General features: G+C 47.8%; 11 protein-coding genes and 1 pseudogene. 6 read left to right on the top strand and 6 right to left on the bottom strand.

Annotation, left to right across the window (positions count from 1 at the left end; translation table 11 throughout):
* A pseudogene (locus B147_RS33355) lies at positions 1–240 on the top strand (IS4 family transposase); the annotation flags it as partial.
* A gap of 7 nt (positions 241–247) precedes the next feature.
* Here B147_RS33355 and B147_RS28945 read toward each other — a convergent pair.
* Positions 248–1,759 (bottom strand): CRISPR-associated endonuclease Cas3'', encoded by a 1,512-nt coding sequence (locus B147_RS28945; protein ID WP_020588840.1) that lies wholly within the window; start codon positions 1,757–1,759, stop codon positions 248–250.
* Positions 1,760–1,811: 52 nt separating this feature from the next.
* Positions 1,812–2,945, bottom strand: a complete 1,134-nt coding sequence (locus tag B147_RS0119250) for a helix-turn-helix domain-containing protein (protein WP_020588841.1) — start codon at positions 2,943–2,945, stop codon at positions 1,812–1,814.
* A 510-nt stretch (positions 2,946–3,455) separates the two neighbouring features.
* Here B147_RS0119250 and B147_RS0119255 point away from each other — a divergent pair.
* From B147_RS0119255 to B147_RS0119280, 5 genes are all read left to right on the top strand, one after another.
* A complete protein-coding gene (locus tag B147_RS0119255) occupies positions 3,456–7,124 on the top strand; it encodes a translocation/assembly module TamB domain-containing protein (protein ID WP_245569060.1) in 3,669 nt (1,222 codons plus the stop codon).
* 2 nt (positions 7,125–7,126) lie between these two features.
* Positions 7,127–9,889 carry a POTRA domain-containing protein gene (locus B147_RS0119260; RefSeq protein ID WP_020588843.1) on the top strand — a complete coding sequence of 921 codons (2,763 nt, stop codon included), beginning with the start codon at positions 7,127–7,129 and terminating at the stop codon, positions 9,887–9,889.
* Positions 9,890–10,121: 232 nt separating this feature from the next.
* The gene (locus B147_RS0119270; RefSeq protein WP_020588845.1) at positions 10,122–10,517 is read left to right on the top strand and encodes a universal stress protein; all 396 of its coding nucleotides are present in this window, start codon (positions 10,122–10,124) and stop codon (positions 10,515–10,517) included.
* Between the two features lie 48 nt (positions 10,518–10,565).
* The gene (locus B147_RS0119275) at positions 10,566–11,516 is read left to right on the top strand and encodes a glutamate--tRNA ligase family protein (protein ID WP_020588846.1); all 951 of its coding nucleotides are present in this window, start codon (positions 10,566–10,568) and stop codon (positions 11,514–11,516) included.
* A 25-nt stretch (positions 11,517–11,541) separates the two neighbouring features.
* Positions 11,542–11,952: a PilZ domain-containing protein gene (locus tag B147_RS0119280; protein WP_020588847.1), complete on the top strand. Its 411-nt coding sequence runs from the start codon at positions 11,542–11,544 to the stop codon at positions 11,950–11,952.
* 2 nt (positions 11,953–11,954) lie between these two features.
* Here the strand turns inward: B147_RS0119280 and topA are convergent, their stop codons facing one another.
* The 4 genes from topA to secF are packed head-to-tail and all read right to left on the bottom strand — an operon-like array spanning position 11,955 to position 17,140.
* Positions 11,955–14,240 (bottom strand): type I DNA topoisomerase, encoded by a 2,286-nt coding sequence (gene topA, locus B147_RS0119285; RefSeq protein ID WP_020588848.1) that lies wholly within the window; start codon positions 14,238–14,240, stop codon positions 11,955–11,957.
* Positions 14,241–14,242: 2 nt separating this feature from the next.
* A complete protein-coding gene (dprA, locus tag B147_RS0119290; protein WP_020588849.1) occupies positions 14,243–15,364 on the bottom strand; it encodes a DNA-processing protein DprA in 1,122 nt (373 codons plus the stop codon).
* An 8-nt stretch (positions 15,365–15,372) separates the two neighbouring features.
* Entirely contained in the window at positions 15,373–16,089 is a 717-nt protein-coding gene (ybgF, locus tag B147_RS0119295) for a tol-pal system protein YbgF (RefSeq protein ID WP_051085692.1), read from the bottom strand.
* A gap of 13 nt (positions 16,090–16,102) precedes the next feature.
* The gene (gene secF, locus B147_RS0119300) at positions 16,103–17,140 is read right to left on the bottom strand and encodes a protein translocase subunit SecF (protein WP_020588851.1); all 1,038 of its coding nucleotides are present in this window, start codon (positions 17,138–17,140) and stop codon (positions 16,103–16,105) included.

Below are 17,140 nucleotides of genomic sequence, written 5' to 3' on the forward strand. Positions count from 1 at the left end.
GCCCGCAGTGAATATGGTCTTATGGTTCAAATTCTTAGTGGCCTTATCACTTACCTGTTGCTGGCAATCTACTGTCGAAACGAGTTTAATGAGAAGGTCTCTATTAAAAGAGTTCGACAGTTACGAACTGCCATCTTGAACGACCTAATTGGGCACGACGAGGATACGTCTCATAGTTTAAACAGGGACAATATTGTCAAAGATCAAAAAATTACATTTAGCGAACAAGCAAAAACCTAACCGGACATCACTGATTTTCTTTCAAACGTTCCTTTATTTTTTTAAGTACCCGCTTTCGATGCTGCGGGTACATATTCGTGGATAAATGAAAAACGCCGGCATCATCCTTACTCAAAAGATCGAATATTGCCCGGGCTTGAGCTTTGGTTGCCGCAATGCACAACGCCTGGTCCTCATTATTTACAAGACCTGCAATTTCTTCATCTGTTTTTTTTCCGATAAAGGAAACATTGGTGCGCTTTAATTTTGAAAAAATTAGATTAGGGTCATTAATTATTTCTTTCAGTTTTGGCAAAGCCGCGCACAAACTGCTTGTGTCATCAAAAGCCGGCTGGGTAGCAGTGCAAAGAACAATGGTACAGCCGTAATGATCGACCAATTCCCGAAGAGCGGCAAGACAGGGCTCAAGATAATCGGTAGGGACAGCCTGGGCTTCGTCCAGTACAATGACACTACGGGCAATATTATGCAATTTACGGCAACGAGATGACTTGTTACTAAAGAAAGACTCGAAAAATTGAACATTGGTGGTAACAATGATCGGGCTGTCCCAATTCTCTGTAGCCAAGCCGCGTCGCCTATTATATGTGGCCTCCTCCGGTTCTTCCGATTCCTTGTAATTGCAATGATGTTCGAGAACCGAGTCTTGCCCAAAAATGTTTTGAAAAACTCCTGCATTTTGTTCAATGATTGAGGTGAAAGGGATCGCATAAATGATCCTGTTCATTCCATGCTCCGCTGCATGATCTAAAGCAAAATTCATGGAGGACAGCGTTTTTCCGCCACCTGTAGGCACTGTAAGAGAAAAAAATTGGGGCGGTAATTTGGCTTTTTCTTTGCATTGCTCAAGTATGATTTTTCGAAGTTCGTTTACATAAGTTGGTTGCGCTCCTGCAAGAATGTCATTCATGTAAACGGTCATATTTCGTTGGAGTTCAAGTAAGTCTTTCCTTTCCTGGGAACAGACCCTTTCTCTGGCAACTTCAGGGGAACAGAATTTTTCTGTATCCAAAAAGTCTGCATCAACAAGGCATGAAAAGATCATTCGAGTGAAAAAAGAAAGAGAAAAACCACCGGTTTCCCTTGATATTTTAAAAGGGAAAGCCAACTTTCCGTCGAGACAAGGATTTAACACATCAAGATTCTCAGTATCTTGTGGTTTTTTGTGTTTTAATCGGAAATGCAGCTGGGTTTCCTGTTCCCCTCCATCCGGGATTCCTCCATGGTGTCCGGCGATTGCATAGGATAAAAGCAGACCAAGATTACCTCCTGTTTCTTTAGCCAGGATAGCGCCAAATGTTGAATGATCCACTCGTTCCGTGCTGCCTTCCAGTCTGCGTTGGAACGCTGAGGTTGCTTTGCCGGAATCATGTAACAATCCAGCGCACTGCCCCCATTTTTTAGCTTGGAAGCTATCGGCGAAACAACCCGCCATATTGGCAACGTTCATCAAATGAGTTTCCAACAGTTGCCATTCTTGTTTAGGCTTTTCTTGCAAACTGTGGGCGTAATATTTCATTCTCGTCTCCACGGAGTCCCTTTTTGAGATAAAGGGTTCTAATTCAACTGGATTAAATTATCACAAGTTTCAGCTCCTCGGCCATGGCATAAATCCGTTCTATTTCTTGTCCGGCTGTGTCATCGCTGCCTGCTGTCAGCAAAAGATCGAAAAAACGTCCATTGGCATTCAGTATCCGGCGGGAAGCATCGGGTTCGCCAAAGCCGGTGTGTTTGTAGTGGGTTTTTATTTTCTGTATGTAGGTGTTGGTTGATTCTTCGGTGATCAGGCTCAGCTCCTTGAGCCGGTAGACAAAGGCTTCTGTGGAGATGCCGAACCTGTGCTTGATGCGCAGAATAAGATCCCAGGTCCAGGTGTCAGGCCGGATACCAAGCTGGCCCACGGTGGTTCGTACTGCACTTTCCGGCATGAGAAAGGTGGCGGCAAAATGTTTGGCCGCTCGTCTTGGATTGATGGGCCGGGGCCCGGATGCTAAGCCTGTATCCGGAAAAAGCGTGTCTTTTCGAATTTTCATTTGATTGAAGATCAGGATGTTGCCCAATTCCGTGGCAAGACAGAACAGTTGCTTTTCCGGATTTTTTCGGGAGTTGATGAAAAAAAAGGCGTTCTGGTGAACGGGTTCGAAAAAAGAGAGTCCGTCCAAATTTTCTGAAGGTTTCATGAAGGGAAACAAAAGAACCCGTAAACCGAAATTTTCAAAGAGTTCAAGATAATCAAATACCACGGCGTCGCCCGTGCCCATGGTGGTTCTGACCTGGCCTGCAAGCTGTTCCATACCGGCGTAGTCCGGTTCAAAGGGAATAGACAAAGGCAGCAGGGCGTGTTTCTGAACCCCGAGGATGTCTTCAAGGGTATGAAAGGCGGACATCAGTTCCCTGCATGCTAATAACAACGGTTTTTGGGGAACTGATGCATCGGGTTCAATGGTTACATGGGCGGTGTCTGTTTTAGTGGCTGCGGCCCTGGCTTGGGATGGGTCCGGGGCAAACAGGGCGTCGGTGGGGATATCCAGTGCCTGGGCCAGATTATAGATAACCGTGGCCGACGGCAGGTTGCCGCCCCGCTCGATGCGTCCCAGCGGTCCTTCCTGAATTCCGATCTTTGACGCCAGTTGTGCCAGGGTCCAGTTGCGTGACTGTCGGAAAGAACGGATATTATCTCCGATAAATTTTAAGTCCTTATGCATAAAGTTACAAGAACCATATCATTATTTTTATGTCAATAATAAAATGAAATTTAAGATAAAAGTAACATTTTCATTCGCTGTTGTGCATTCAAAAAACGCATTGCGCATCAGATTATAGTACGTTAAAATGTAGGAGAAGTAATACGGAATTATAGAATGGTATCTCGGCGTGAAGAAAAACGAATATCTATTCCAACCGTTCGTCACAGCAAGCAATTTTTGCCAATTGAAGACATATTGGCATAACACAATCCTGAAAGAATCCACTCAATGGTCGGATCATCATAAAGCTGTTGCCGCTTGGTAACTATCTATATCGTCTGCCTTGACATGATCTGGTGCATGGCCTAAAAATTAAAAAGATGTTAAATGAACCCTAACTTGCATAAGCATATGGCAGCCCCCACAGATTCTCAAGCCCCTTCCAAACCCCTCCGTAGTTCCGGAAAATTCTTCCAAAGACGCTGGTTCCAGGTTATTTTTTTGACATGTTTACTGGGAGGGTGCCTTGTGACCGGACTGGTTGTCTCCGGTCTTTTTTTTATTGAGAGCAAGCCTGCCCAAGATTTTATTCAAAAGCTGGTCAACAAGACGATTCCCGGTTCCCTGTCATGGGAACAGTTCCGCCTGGACCTTAGAGCGGGAAAAATTCAGATCTCCGGTGTTCACCTTAAGGGGGAGGGCGGCAAAGAACTGGCAGGTATCTCTTTGGTGGCGGCCAAGGTTGACTGGTCCGGGTTGACCCGGCACAAAATTGAATTGGCCCAAATTCTGATCGACAAGCCTGTATTTGATATCGGCATCTCGGATCAGGGCGATATTGACATTTTGTCGGCCCTGGTATCCGACACCGGGACACCGGCAGAGACCAACGCGTCCGGGCATGATAGGTCCCCGGGGTTTGATTTTTGGGTCCGTGAATTCAAGGTGAATCAGGCACATCTAAAAGTTACGGCCCCACAATTTAATACGGATCTTTCAAATTTGTCCGTTGAAGTGACCGGGTTTAAGCTGGCAGACCTTTCTGCTTCGATTAAAGTGGCCCTGGCCGGTGGCCATCTGGGATTTGGGAAGCAGGATCTTACCCTTGAATCCTTTGGTGTCCATGCCCGTATTGATAAGGACAAAATTTCAAATATAAATATCCATGCCGGGATGCCGGGAATGGAATTTAATGCCCGGGGATCTGTTGCAGAACTTTTTGGAACAGTGACGCCGGATATCACGGCCACCCTTGATGTGGAAGCACCGTTGGCCACAAAGGCCTTTGATCTGCCGGATGAGCTGGTCCAGGGACGCGGCCGGGTAAATCTAACCCTTAAAGGCGGTATCGACAATCCCCGGGGGCGGATTCAGTGTGAGTTTGGCCGGGGCAGTATAAACAATACATCCATATCCGGTATAAATATTTACGCCGGGCTTGAGGACAGGCACCTCACCCTCAAAGACTGCCGGATAGAACTGCCGGCCGGGACCATACCTTTCGGCGGTAACGTGGATCTGTCAAAACTCTTTCCAAAGGGATTTGCCGGCTCCATGGCCGGTTTGGATACCCTGGCCTATGCCTTTTTTCTTAATCCGGACAGTCTGGCTCTGGAGGCCCTTGAATTGGGGGAAAGTACCCCGGAGGGGAAAGTTGCCGCCCAGGTCCGGGTCCGGGGGCAGGGTGTGATACCCGGCCAGATGTCTGCCCATGCCGACCTGGATGTTACGGCCCATGATCTGATTTTGCCCCGGATGTCCGAATCCGCACAAGTGCAGTTTAAGGCCGGTGCTGAACTGGAAAAAGACTATCTGACATTGACCGGCCTGACCTTGGACGGACCCGGCATGAGCGGTTCAGGTGCTTTTCGGCTGGATATGCCGGGGTTTGATCCCAAAACCATGACAATGACGGGAAATCTGGATCTGGATGTGGCAGACATGTCCGTCCCCTTAAGCCTGGTGGGCCAAAAGGGCTCGGGCAGTGCCAATATCCATGCCATGGTCAACGGGGCTTTGCCGACACCGGATCTGACCCTGGATATCAATGCCAAAAATTTGTCTTCCAAGGGGGTTCAGGCCGATGAATTGCTTTGTAAGGCTCGAATTGACCAGGGGGTGCTTCGGATTCAGGATTTAATACTTAAACGTAACCAGGGGGCGTTCAAAGCCGAAGGTACCGTGGCACTGGGCGGGACGGGGCCGGATCATGCCCTGGATCTAACCGTGGATTTTAATCAGCTTCAACTGGACGAACTGGCCCCGAATCTGGGTGCCAGGGGCACTTTTTTCGGTAGATTAACCGGGACCGGGTCTCTGGAAAGGCCGGATATTCAGGTCTCATTTTCAGGAGAGAATCCGGGTTTTGAAACATATGCCCTGGACAGCATCCAGGCAAAGCTTAGGCTTATTAACAATATTCTGACCGTTAAACAGGCGCGTATCCGAAAAGATAATGCGCACCTGGACATTACCGGGCAAGTTAATGTGGGGAACAAGACCCTTGATGTCCGGGCCGTCATCCCTGAAACTGACCTTAAAAGTTTTGACCCGGCTGCCGGTGCCGCCCTTGCCTCGGGCAGGCTGGGCCTGGATATCTCTGCTAAGGGCAGCCTGCTTGCCCCGGATATTTCAGGGCGTATTAAAGCGTTGGATCTGCGCCTTCCCAATGCCCCGGACATGGTAGCGGATGCCATTGCCGTCGTAGCGGTGCACGGGCCTTTGGATAACCCTGAAGCGTTGCAGGCATCTGTGAATATCTCCCGCCTGGCATTGGCCAAGCAGGAACAGATGTTGATCCGCATGGAAAATGTCACCGCCCTGCTCAAAGGTGGCCGGTTCAAGCTTGATTCTGTGCCGGTTCAAATCATGGACAAGGGTTGGCTGACCCTGTCAGCCAACGGCGATATTAAAGGTGACCTGTCTGCTGAGGCCGCCGGCAGCCTGCCGGTGTCTATATTTGTTCCCCTGGTAGACGGGATCAATTCTGCAGAAGGGGATATTCATGTTTCGCTGCATGCCAAGGGCAAATCCACCTCTCCTGATATCAGCGGCAGTGTTGATTTTTCAAACATGACCCTGGACCTCCAGGCCTTAGAAGAGCCTTTGCAGAAAATTAAGGGCCGCATTGTACTGACCCCTGAGGCGGTTGATATCCAGGATGTCACAGCCAATCTTGGTGATGGTGAAATAACGCTGACCGGAAAGGCCGAACTGAAAAACGGCATGCCGGATACGTTTAAGCTGAACCTTGACGCCGGCCGGGTCCCTGTGAATGTCCCTGATACTTTGGAAATGACGTTGAACAGTCAATTGACCTGGGCAGGTTCTATGGATAAATCAGCGATCACAGGCCGGATAGATATCTTTGAAGGTACCTATTATAAAGATGTGGATTTTAGTCTGGTGAGTATTGCCGCCCAGACAACCAAAAAATCCCGCCCCAAAGTACGGGAGCCCGGGCCCGATTTTTTAAAAACCATTGGGCTCAATATTTATGTTACCCGCAGAAAAGCCTTTGCCGTGGACAACAACCTGGCGGCCATGACCATCAGTCCTGATATCAGTGTCAGGGGCACGGCGTATGCGCCCTCTCTCGATGGCCGGGCAGTGGTGGATGAGGGAACTATTCATTTCCAGAAAGCGGAATTTGAAATCACCGAAGGGTCCATTGATTTTATTAACCCGTATAAAATCGAACCCGAGATTAAACTGACCGGTGAAACCACGATCTCATCTTATACCATTACCTTGTCCGTGACCGGCACGCCGGATGACCTGGTGCTGAAATTCTCTTCAGACCTTGATGCTACGGATGCAGATATTCTTTCCCTGATTGCATTTGGCAAAACCACGGATGAAATGGGTGCGGACAGTGGCGGCGGTTCAATGTCGGCAGCAGCCATTGCTAAGATGATGTTGGATTCTTTAAGTGGAAAAATTAAGGATGCCACTGGGTTAAGCGAGGTCAGCTTCAGTATGGATCGCCAGGGCGATGAAACCAGTGTACATGTCGGTTTAGGTACAGATCTTTCCCGCCAGCTCAGTGTTGCCTATGGCATAGATGTCAGTAGCGGAGAGACCGTGCATACGGTGACTACCTATTACAAGCTTCTGGAACACCTGCTGCTGAGCAGTTCTCAGGACACAAGCGGCAAGTTGGGTGGTGAACTTAAATTCAGGTTGGAATTTAGATAGAAATGCGCTTTTTTGTTTTTTGGGTTTTTGCGGTCTGTGTTCATCTGGGGGTGGCTGTACCTGTATTTGCGGCAGATGCCGGCAAGGTGGCGGATATCAAAATCATTGTTCATTGTCCTTCTGAAAAACAGGCGCGCTGGCAGTCCGTTGCCTCAAGTTTTATCCCCGTAAACGTTGGCGATGATTATTCTGTCGAGGCTATGAATACTGCCATAAAGGCATTAACAGAGGCACAGCTTTTTGAATTCATCCATGTCCCGGACCCGGAAAGAACAGAACAAGGTATGATACTGGTCTTTGAATTGACCCCTTTTCCCCGGATACGGGATATTCATATTAAAAATGCGTTTCCCTTGTTTGAGCAGGAAGTGTTGAATGAAATGACCATCAAGGCCGGGGGTGTTTATCAGGCCAAGGAAATGGCAGACCAGGCCCTGCGGGTGGAAACACTTTTCAAGCGCCAGGGGTTTTATGCGCCGAAGGTTGATGTTTCTGCCGTGGAACATGGCTATCGTTACGTTGTTAGTGTGGATATCGACAAAGGTCCTTTTTACAAGATCCGCCGGGTTGAGTTTAAAGGCAATGAAAATATCGGCCAGGCCCGTCTTAAATTCATAACCGGGACCTGGCGAGCATCCCTTTTACCGTGGCACGGGAACCGGTTTACAGAAAAAAAAATGAAGGATGATATCAAAAAAGTCATGCAGTTTTACCGGCAGAAAGGCTATGCAGATGTTCAGGTGACGGCAGAGACGTTGCCGGTTAAGGGCCGCGATGCCGTGGATGTTATTTTTAGCATTGATGAAGGCCCGCTGTACGAAATTGATATTCAAGGTAACGAGGCTTTTTACAAGTGGTCTTTAAAAAAAGAACTTTCGCTCAAAGAGAATGGGAACAAAAACGATTTTGCCCTGAAAAAAAGCCTGCGAAATATCAGGGAACGGTATGAAGCGAAGGGCTTTCGAGATGCAAAAGTTAAAGACGAGGAAAAAGATGATTCACAACTACCGGGTGTGCGGCAGGTCAATATCGTTATAGACGAAGGGCTCAAGTACAGGGTATCTGAGCTTAAAATAAGTGGCGCAGACACCTTGCCTTTAAAGGAACTTAAAAAAAATATTTTGACCCGGAAAGGAGGGGCTTTCAGCCAAAAGGAACTGAAAGATGACCTCAAAGCGGTTAAGGCATTATATTTTACCAAAGGGTTTACAAAAGCCAGGGTAAATAAAAAAATCAAGATCAGTGATGCGCCGGATAAAAAGGAAAAACAGGTTGCCGTTGAGATCGTCATAAAGGAAGGTCCCAGGACGAAGGTTGAACAGATTGATATCCAGGGGCTTTCGGTCATTTCTTTGAATGAGGCTCGTGATGTCATGACCATGAATGAGGGGCTTTGGTATGACAGTGCCCTGCTTGATGATGATATCTCAGCACTGCAGCAGGCGGTATCAGAAAAAGGCTACCCCCATGTCCAGGTGAAACCGGACTCTAAATTTTCCAAGGACAGAACCCGGATACGGATCACCTATCATGTGGACCAGGGACCCAAGGTGGTGGTGGGCAGGATTTTTTATGCCGGGGTCCTGCGGATGAAACCGGAAGAGCTTGAGGATGAGATGGAGATTGCGCCGGGAGAGCCGTTTTCCATGCTTAAAATTGTGGAATCCCGCAGGAACATTCAAGATTTGAATGCCGTGGATACGGTCAGGATTAGAGTTGCAGGCCTTAAAAAACGGCAGCCCGAGACAGACCTGATTGTGGAGATATCCGAGAAAAAACCCTATTATGTGGAGTTTGCCGGTGGTTATGATACTTCCCGGCATGTGTACGTGGAAACCGGTATCGGGGATAATGATTTTTTAGGCCATAACCTGAATGCCCAGGCCGGTATTGAGTGGAGCCAGGTGGGTTACGGTATGGATCTTTCCCTGACCGAGCCAAGGTTTCTTTCCACCCGCGTTATTTCCACAAGCAAGGCTTATACAAAAGAAATCGAGGCATTCAACAAAGACTACGGCATCAGATCCCATGGCCTTTCCCAGACTTTTTTGCGCACTTTTCACAATGAGAAGATTAGTCTTTCTTTAGGTGGGGGCTATGAATACCGGGACCAGTACCTTAGGGTGGATCGTGAACTTAGTGAAAGTGAAAGGGACGATTATGGGGTGCGCCATATCGGCCAGGCCAATACAGGGATTACCTGGCGTACCACCGATTCCCTTGTCCATCCCCGTAACGGATTGTTTGCATCCACAACCTTTGATGTGTTAAAGGGCGTAAGCTCCAGTCAGGATGACTTTTACAAATACGGCCTGGAGCTGCGCTATTATTGGCCGGTCACCGATGACCTGGTTATCGCCACGCGCGGCCGCTACGGGTATATGGGGACTTACGGGAGTAATTCCCATATTTCCAATGACCAACTCTATTTTCTGGGCGGCGCATCAACCGTCAGAGGGTTTGATGAGAACATGCTTAAGCATGACGGCGACAGTGCTGTGGGGGGGCGATCCATGATTCTGGGCTCTGTGGAAGCCCGATATGGTCTGGGTGAAAATTATGAGTTTGCCCTGTTTTTTGACACCGGAACCCTAACCGAAATCCAGGAACCTGACATCTCGGAATCATTCAGAAGTAGTGTGGGTATCGGTCTGCGGCGTCAGACACCGGTGGGGCCTATCAGTCTTTTGTATGGCTGGAAATTAGATCCCCAAGATAATGAAAGCAAGGGATGTTTTTATTTCTCCATGGGCTATACCTTTTAATTGAAGCTTTACAAAAGCTTAGATTGAACCTAAAGTCAATTGGAGGCAACTGGGGGGGACAGTTTGTCTTGTTTTGTTCTCTAAAATTTTTTATAAAACCGGCGCTATGGTCATGGACGGGAGTCGCAGGGGGGGGCAAAAATGCCTTTTTATCCTTGCGGCCGGGGCCGGAATCATTTTAGGATAAACCATTTAACTATTTAAAAATGCGCAAATTAAGGAATAATGGTAGATGAAACTTATCGTGGGCTACAAACGTGGCACAAACCAGGCGGAAAATCTTCTTGAACTCGCATTGAAACGGGCACAACTTTTCAATGCAACTGTATTGATCGCTACCATAATGCCCGAGGGCATGGAAAAGGATCAGGAGCGGATCATTGAAACTGAAGCCGGTCTGGAAGAGGCCAAAACCCATTTTGACAAAAAACAGATCCCCTGTGAAACCCATTTACTGATTCGCGGCATTGATCCCGGGGATGATTTGGTTAATTTTGCCAAGGAAACCCAGGCGGATGAAGTCATTATCGGTGTGAAAAACAGAACCAAGGTCGGAAAGCTGCTGCTGGGTTCCACAGCCCAGGCCGTGGTTCTCAATGCCCCTTGTCCGGTGGTTACCATGAAATAGGTCTTGGGAGTTCATGGATTTTAGGTCCAAAATACAAGGTAGAACGCGGTGCATGAAAAGTCCATAACCTTTGAAAACAGTTCGCCTCTGCGCTTCTCCAATGTGCCGGCAAATCCGGTGTCACGCATTGCACCAACCCCCAGCGGTTTTTTGCACCTGGGCAATGCCGTAAATTTTTTGGTGACCTGGGCCATTGTCAGAAGCCGAAAAGGGCGTCTTCACCTGCGCATTGATGATATGGACGGTATCCGTTTCAGACCCGATGTGCTGGAAGATATTTTCACCAGCCTTGATTGGCTGGGGCTGGACTGGGATACTGGACCGTCAGGGCCGGATGATTTTTATCAGAAATTTTCTTTGCATAAGAAAAAAGAGTATTATCGGGACAGGTTACAGGCCCTAACCCTGAATAAAGCAGACAAATCAGATAAAATAGATCCGCATACCTTCGTGTGCCGGTGCAGCCGGGCATCCATAAAAAAAGTCTCTCTCAATGGCGTGTATCCAGGGACATGCCGGGATGCCGGTCTTGCATTTGAGCCGGGCCTTCATGCCATCCGGCTAAAGGTGAATAATGATGTCTGTATTCAGGTGAATAATCAGCCTATTGATCTGGCCGCTTCATATGGTGATTTTGTAGTCTGGCGCAAGGATGACCAACCCAGTTATCATCTGGCAAGCCTTTTGGAAGATGAAGACGGCGGTATTAATTTTATCGTCCGGGGGCGGGACCTTCTTTTGTCCACTGCTGCCCAGATTTATCTTGCCCAATGTTTTGTTTTTTCATCATTTCCGGCATGCCGGTTTCTCCATCACGGGCTTGTTTACGGGGAAAATGGCGAAAAACTGTCAAAATCAAGGGGGGCGTATGCCCTCAAAGATTTGAGGCAATCAGGGGGCTCTTTTGTCGATGCCGTAAAAACGGCAGCCCGGATTTTAGGCGTTGAACACAATACGATACTTACTGCACAGGATCTAAAACAAGCATTGAATTCATGATTAATTAAAGACAAGGAGTTAAAAGGTGACGGATCAATTTTCAAAAGACGATGCCATCCTGGATGAGATAATGTCGGAAGTCCGTTCCCTGACCGAGGAGCTTCAAAAGGATGTCCTGGCGTATATCAACAAGCTCAAAGACCCTAGAGCCTATCCCCGGGTGAATAAACCCATTGAAATGGATGTTCTGGTTGGTGGCAAAGTTATACAGTCTAATGCCAAAAATGTGAGTGCCTCCGGGGTGTTGATCAACTCCAGGATGCATCCGGATATCGGGATACCGGCAAAAATCGTCTTCTCCGTACCCGGTCAGGCCAGGCCTTTTAAACTTACCGGCACTGTGGTCAGAACAGATTCTGGCGGGATCGCATTATATTTTTCCGAGATGACACCCTATGCCCGGGAGCACCTTGGCAGTTTACTTAAAGGTATTTAATCTTATTCTTCCGGAACAGGCAAAACACTTTTTTTAAATCCGCATTCACGGTTCGGACATTTGTGGATTTTGCCGTCCCGCTTTGTCTCTTTTTCCAATAGATAGGGGCTGCCGCAGTCAGGACAGCTTTCGTTGACAGGTTTGTCCCAGGTGGCAAAGGTACAATCCGGATATCTGGAACATCCGTAGAATATTTTTCCACGTTTTGAGTGCTTTTCCACTATTGTGCCGTCACATCCTTTTTCAGGACAGGGTACCCCTGTATCTTTACTTGAGTTTTCCTGGGCGACCGATTCCGTATGTTTGCAATCGGGATATCCGGTACAGGCAACAAACAATCCAAATCTGCCGTCTTTCATCACCATGGGTTTGCCGCATTTAGGACAGTCCTTGACCGGTTCGCTGTCCTGGATTTTTTCGACAATTTCAATGTTGCCCTTTTCATCCCTTGTGTAATTACTGGTAAAGCTGCAATCGGGATATCCGGTACAGGCCAGAAAATGGCCGTTTCTTCCGATTTTAATATTCACGGGTTTTCCGCATAAAGGACATTTGATATCGGTTTCAATGCCCACGCCCTTGACGGAAACCATATTGTCCTTGGCGTCATCCAAGGTGGTTTTAAAATCGGAATAAAAGGCTTTTAACAGTTCAACTTCGTTAAGTTTTCCCTGTTCCACATCATCAAGATTGGTCTCCATCTGTGCCGTGAATGAAATATCTAAAAGAGTAGGAAATGCACTCACTAAAAGATCATTAACAATAAAGCCAAGTTCGCTGGGGGTAAAATACCGTTTGATCAGTTCCACATATCCCTTATCCTGGATCACTGCGATAATGGATGCATAAGTGGATGGTCTTCCGATCCCGTTTTTTTCAAGCTCCTTGACAAGGGATGCTTCGGAAAACCGGGGCGGGGGTTTGGTAAAATGCTGGTCAGGATTGATTTTGCGGGTTGCCAGCTGTTCCTTAGGTTCCACCGGCGGCAGGGACTGTATGCCTTTTTCATCGCTTTTTTCCTGGGTTGCATACAACCGCATGAAGCCGTCAAACCGGGTCGTTGATCCTGAAACGGAAAACAGGTACTTTTCTGTTGCATCAATGAGAATGGATTTCTGGTCAATCAGGGCCTGGGCCATCTGGGACGCCACAAACCGTTTCCATATCAGATCATAGAGTTTAAACTGGTCTGGCGACAGAAAGGTTTTCAGGTTTTCCGGGGTGTTGTGAACCGAGGTGGGGCGGATGGCTTCATGGGCATCCTGGGCCTTGTTTTTGTTTTTAAAGAATCTGGGCGCATTCAGGGCATACGCGTCTCCATAGGATTGGCGGATCAGGCTTAAAGCCTCCTCGGCCGCTTCCGGGGCAATACGGGTGGAATCCGTACGCATGTAAGTGATCAGACCTTCTGGCCCTCCGCTGCCGATCTCAATGCCTTCATAAAGCTGCTGGGCCACAACCATGGTTTTTTTGGCAGAGAAGCGCAACCGGTTAATGGCATCCTGCTGGAGCTTACTGGTGATAAAAGGTGGTAACGGATTGCGTTTAATGGTTTTGTTTTTGATTTCCCGGACGATGAAACTGGCCTTTTCAAGGTCTGCCACAATGGCATGGGCCTGTTCCCCATTGGTGACTTTGGCTTTTTTGCCGGATACTTTTATCAACGCCGCGTTGAAAATGGGCGGATTTGCCGCCTCAAGATCCGCGGTAATGGTCCAGTATTCTTCCGGCTTAAACGCACGGATCTCTCGCTCCCTGTCACAGATAATTTTAACAGCCACCGACTGAACCCGGCCGGCACTGAGTCCTCTTTGGACCTTTTGCCATAAAAGCGGTGATATCTGGTAGCCCACCAGCCGGTCCAATTTTCTTCTGGCCTGCTGGGCGTCATACTTGTCCACATCCGGTTGGGTTGGATGGGAAAGAGCTTCGGTAATCCCCTTTTTTGTTAATTCATGGATAAGGACCCGGTGGAATTTGCGGTCCTTTTTTTTCAGAATTTCCATGATATGAAAGGCAATGGCTTCCCCTTCACGATCCGGGTCAGGGGCAAGGAAGATTTCATCCGTGTCTCCGGCGGTTTTTTTCAGATTGGAGATGACCTTTGATTTGTCTTTTATATTGACATATTTAGCCTTAAAATTGTCGTCCACATCAATCCCGAGATTTTTCACCGGAAGGTCGCGGATGTGACCGGCGCTGGCCGCCACATTATACTCCTTTCCTATGTATTTTTTCAGGGTTTTGATTTTGGTTGGCGATTCGACAATGATAAGCGGCTTAGCCAATTTTATTCCTCCAAGATTGAAAATTTATTGCCTTGATGACGAACAATAAGTCCTGATAATTCCAAGTCAAGCAGGGCTGCAGAAACCTGGGCGCTCGTCAGACCGCTTGATGCGGTGATATGATCAATATGCTCGGGGTAAAGATCGAGGTTTTTATATACCATGGTCTGAATTTTGTCCATGGTTGGTTTGTTTTTTGTCGGTTCATCTGAGGGCGCAATATCTGCAGCAGCATGGACAAACTGGGACAGTTCATCAATGATGTCCATCTCATTTTCTATGAGGCGCGCGCCCTGTTTGATCAGATGGTGAGTTCCCCGGCTTTTGGAGGACTTGATGCTGCCCGGGACAGCAAATACCTCGCGGTTGTATTCCCCGGCTAATCGGGCAGTAATCAGAGAACCGCTTTTCTGGGCTGCCTCCACCACAACCGTACCGCAGGACAGACCTGCAATGATCCTGTTGCGCCGGGGAAAATTGGCAGGCAACGGGGCGGTGTCCGGAAAAAATTCGGAAATGACCACCCCCTGTTTTCTGATCCGGCAGTACAAGGGGCGGTTGTGCCTGGGATAGATATGGTCCAGACCTGATCCAAGAACCGCTATTGTCTGCCCGGCCTCATTTTCAAGGGCGCCTTTGTGGGCGGCAGTATCAATTCCTAAGGCCATGCCTGACACAATGGTAAAGCCAAATGCCGTAAGGCGTTCTGCAAGGTAATGGGCCGTATCCATGCCGTACCGGGTGGCGTTTCGTGATCCCACAATGGCGATACAGGGCGCATTAATATCGAATGTACCGTCATAAAATAAAAGGGCGGGGGGATCGGGGATTTCTTTAAGCAGGGAAGGGTATTCAGGTTCGGTTAACACCACAACCCTGTATCCGGAATCCTGGACCTGGGTAAGGCGTTCTTGGGCACATCGTTCAAATTCTTTGTGTCCAAGAACGCTTTTTATGGCCTTGGAAGATATATCCGGCGCAGACAAAAGTTGTGTTTTGGATGCCGCTAAAACGGCTTCGGGTGTTTTAAAATGCTCAATTAAGTTTTTTATTACACGGGGGCTTAGACCCGGCAGTTCCGTTAAAAGAAACCAGGGTAGATATGTGTCCGGACAGGGCATCATTTAAATAACTACTGGGTTTGAGATAGTTTCTTTTGGGCCTTGTCTGCTGCCGGTGAAAAGGGATAACGGGTGATGACTTGCTTAAAGTAGTGGTTGGCCTGGGTCACATCGTCTATGGACATATATGAATAACCTGTTTTCAGCAGTGCGTCCGGAACTTTTTGGCCCTTGGGATAGGTCTGGACAAGGGTTTTAAATATTTTTGCAGCCTTTTCATAATCACCTGTAGTGTAGCTGCATTCCCCAAGCCAGTAAAGGGCATTGTCCGCCAGTTCATGGTCTGGAAATTTTTTGACAAAATCTGAAAAGAGTGTCTGGGCCGTAGAAATATTACGTTCCCGCAGCAGCAGGGTCCGACCTTTTTTGTAAAGCTTTACAGGATCTAAATTTCCGGTTTTTGAAGGTGACTCCGGTGGATCCGGCTTGGGCTCGGCTGCTGGAACCACCTGTTTTGGGGGCAAAGATGGCTTGGCTTGTGAACTCAATTTTTTTTCCAGCAGCGCAACCCGGTTTTCAAGCCGGTTGATTTTTTCTTCCAGATGTCTGGTGCGGATATCCTGGTCAAGCGATGTATCTATCGGCACTGATGCGGTGTCAGGCACAGTAGCGTCCTGTGCCCGGCCGGCAGTCAATTTATATGTTTTCAGTGACCCGCAGGAGGTGGTCAAAAAAAGAACAAGGAAAAGCAGCGCAATCCTTAAAATATGTTGTTTGGCTGCGGGCATGATAAGTTTTCCCTTATTTTTTTCTGTGGGCCATAAAAACAATGGGAGATGCAATGAAAATGGATGAATAGGTCCCCACCACCACACCGATGATCATGGCAAAGGCAAAGTTGTGAATAATTTCTCCGCCAAGGAAGAAAAGCGCCAGCAGCACAACCAAAGTTGTGAGTGACGTCAATATGGTCCGTGACAGGGTTTCATTGATACTCCGGTTGAACAGGTCCGGTACCATGGAATGATCTGAATTCCCTTTGATATTTTCCCTGATTCGGTCAAACACGATAATGGTGTCGTTCAGTGAATACCCGATGATGGTTAAAAGGGCTGCAATGATCTGCAGGGAAAAATCAAGGTTTAGCAGGGAAAATATTCCCACGGTAATGGTTACATCGTGGATCAGGGCTACAATGGCACCAATCGCGTACTGAAGCTGAAGATACCAGAACAGCCCCAAAGAGACAATTAAGGCTGCGGCAATCAGAAACGGCATGGATAGGTTGAAGATAGATAAAAAATAAACCGCCGCCATCAGTGCGCCTGCCGTGATGCCGGCAATGGTCCATTTTTGTTCAAAACGGCCCGATATGTAAATCGTAATAAAGAGTAGAGAATAGAAAATGGCCAGAAGCGCCTTTTTCTTTAAATCTTTCCCAACTTGGGGGCCGACCATTTCAATACGCCGGATATCAGGCTCAAGGGACGTTGCATCCTTCAATCCTTTCGAAACGGAGTCCGACAGCTGGTTGCCCAGGGCGTCTGCATCACTGGAGGTGCGGATCAGGTATTCATGTACGGCCTGATCACCAAATCCTTGGACCGATACATCTTTAAGGCCAATTTCGTCCAATCCTTTGCGGATGTCGGAAACATCAACTTTCTGGGGGAATTTTACCTGTACCAGGGTGCCGCCGGCAAAATCAATTCCGTAATTAGGGCCATTATGAATAATCAGGGAGACAATACCTGCCAGAATCAGGATCAGGGAAAAAATAAAACCGACTTTCCGCATTCCCATAAAATCAATATGGGTACCCGGCTTGATAAACTGCAT

The organism is Desulfobacter curvatus DSM 3379 (genome assembly GCF_000373985.1).
GTDB classification, from domain to species: domain Bacteria; phylum Desulfobacterota; class Desulfobacteria; order Desulfobacterales; family Desulfobacteraceae; genus Desulfobacter; species Desulfobacter curvatus.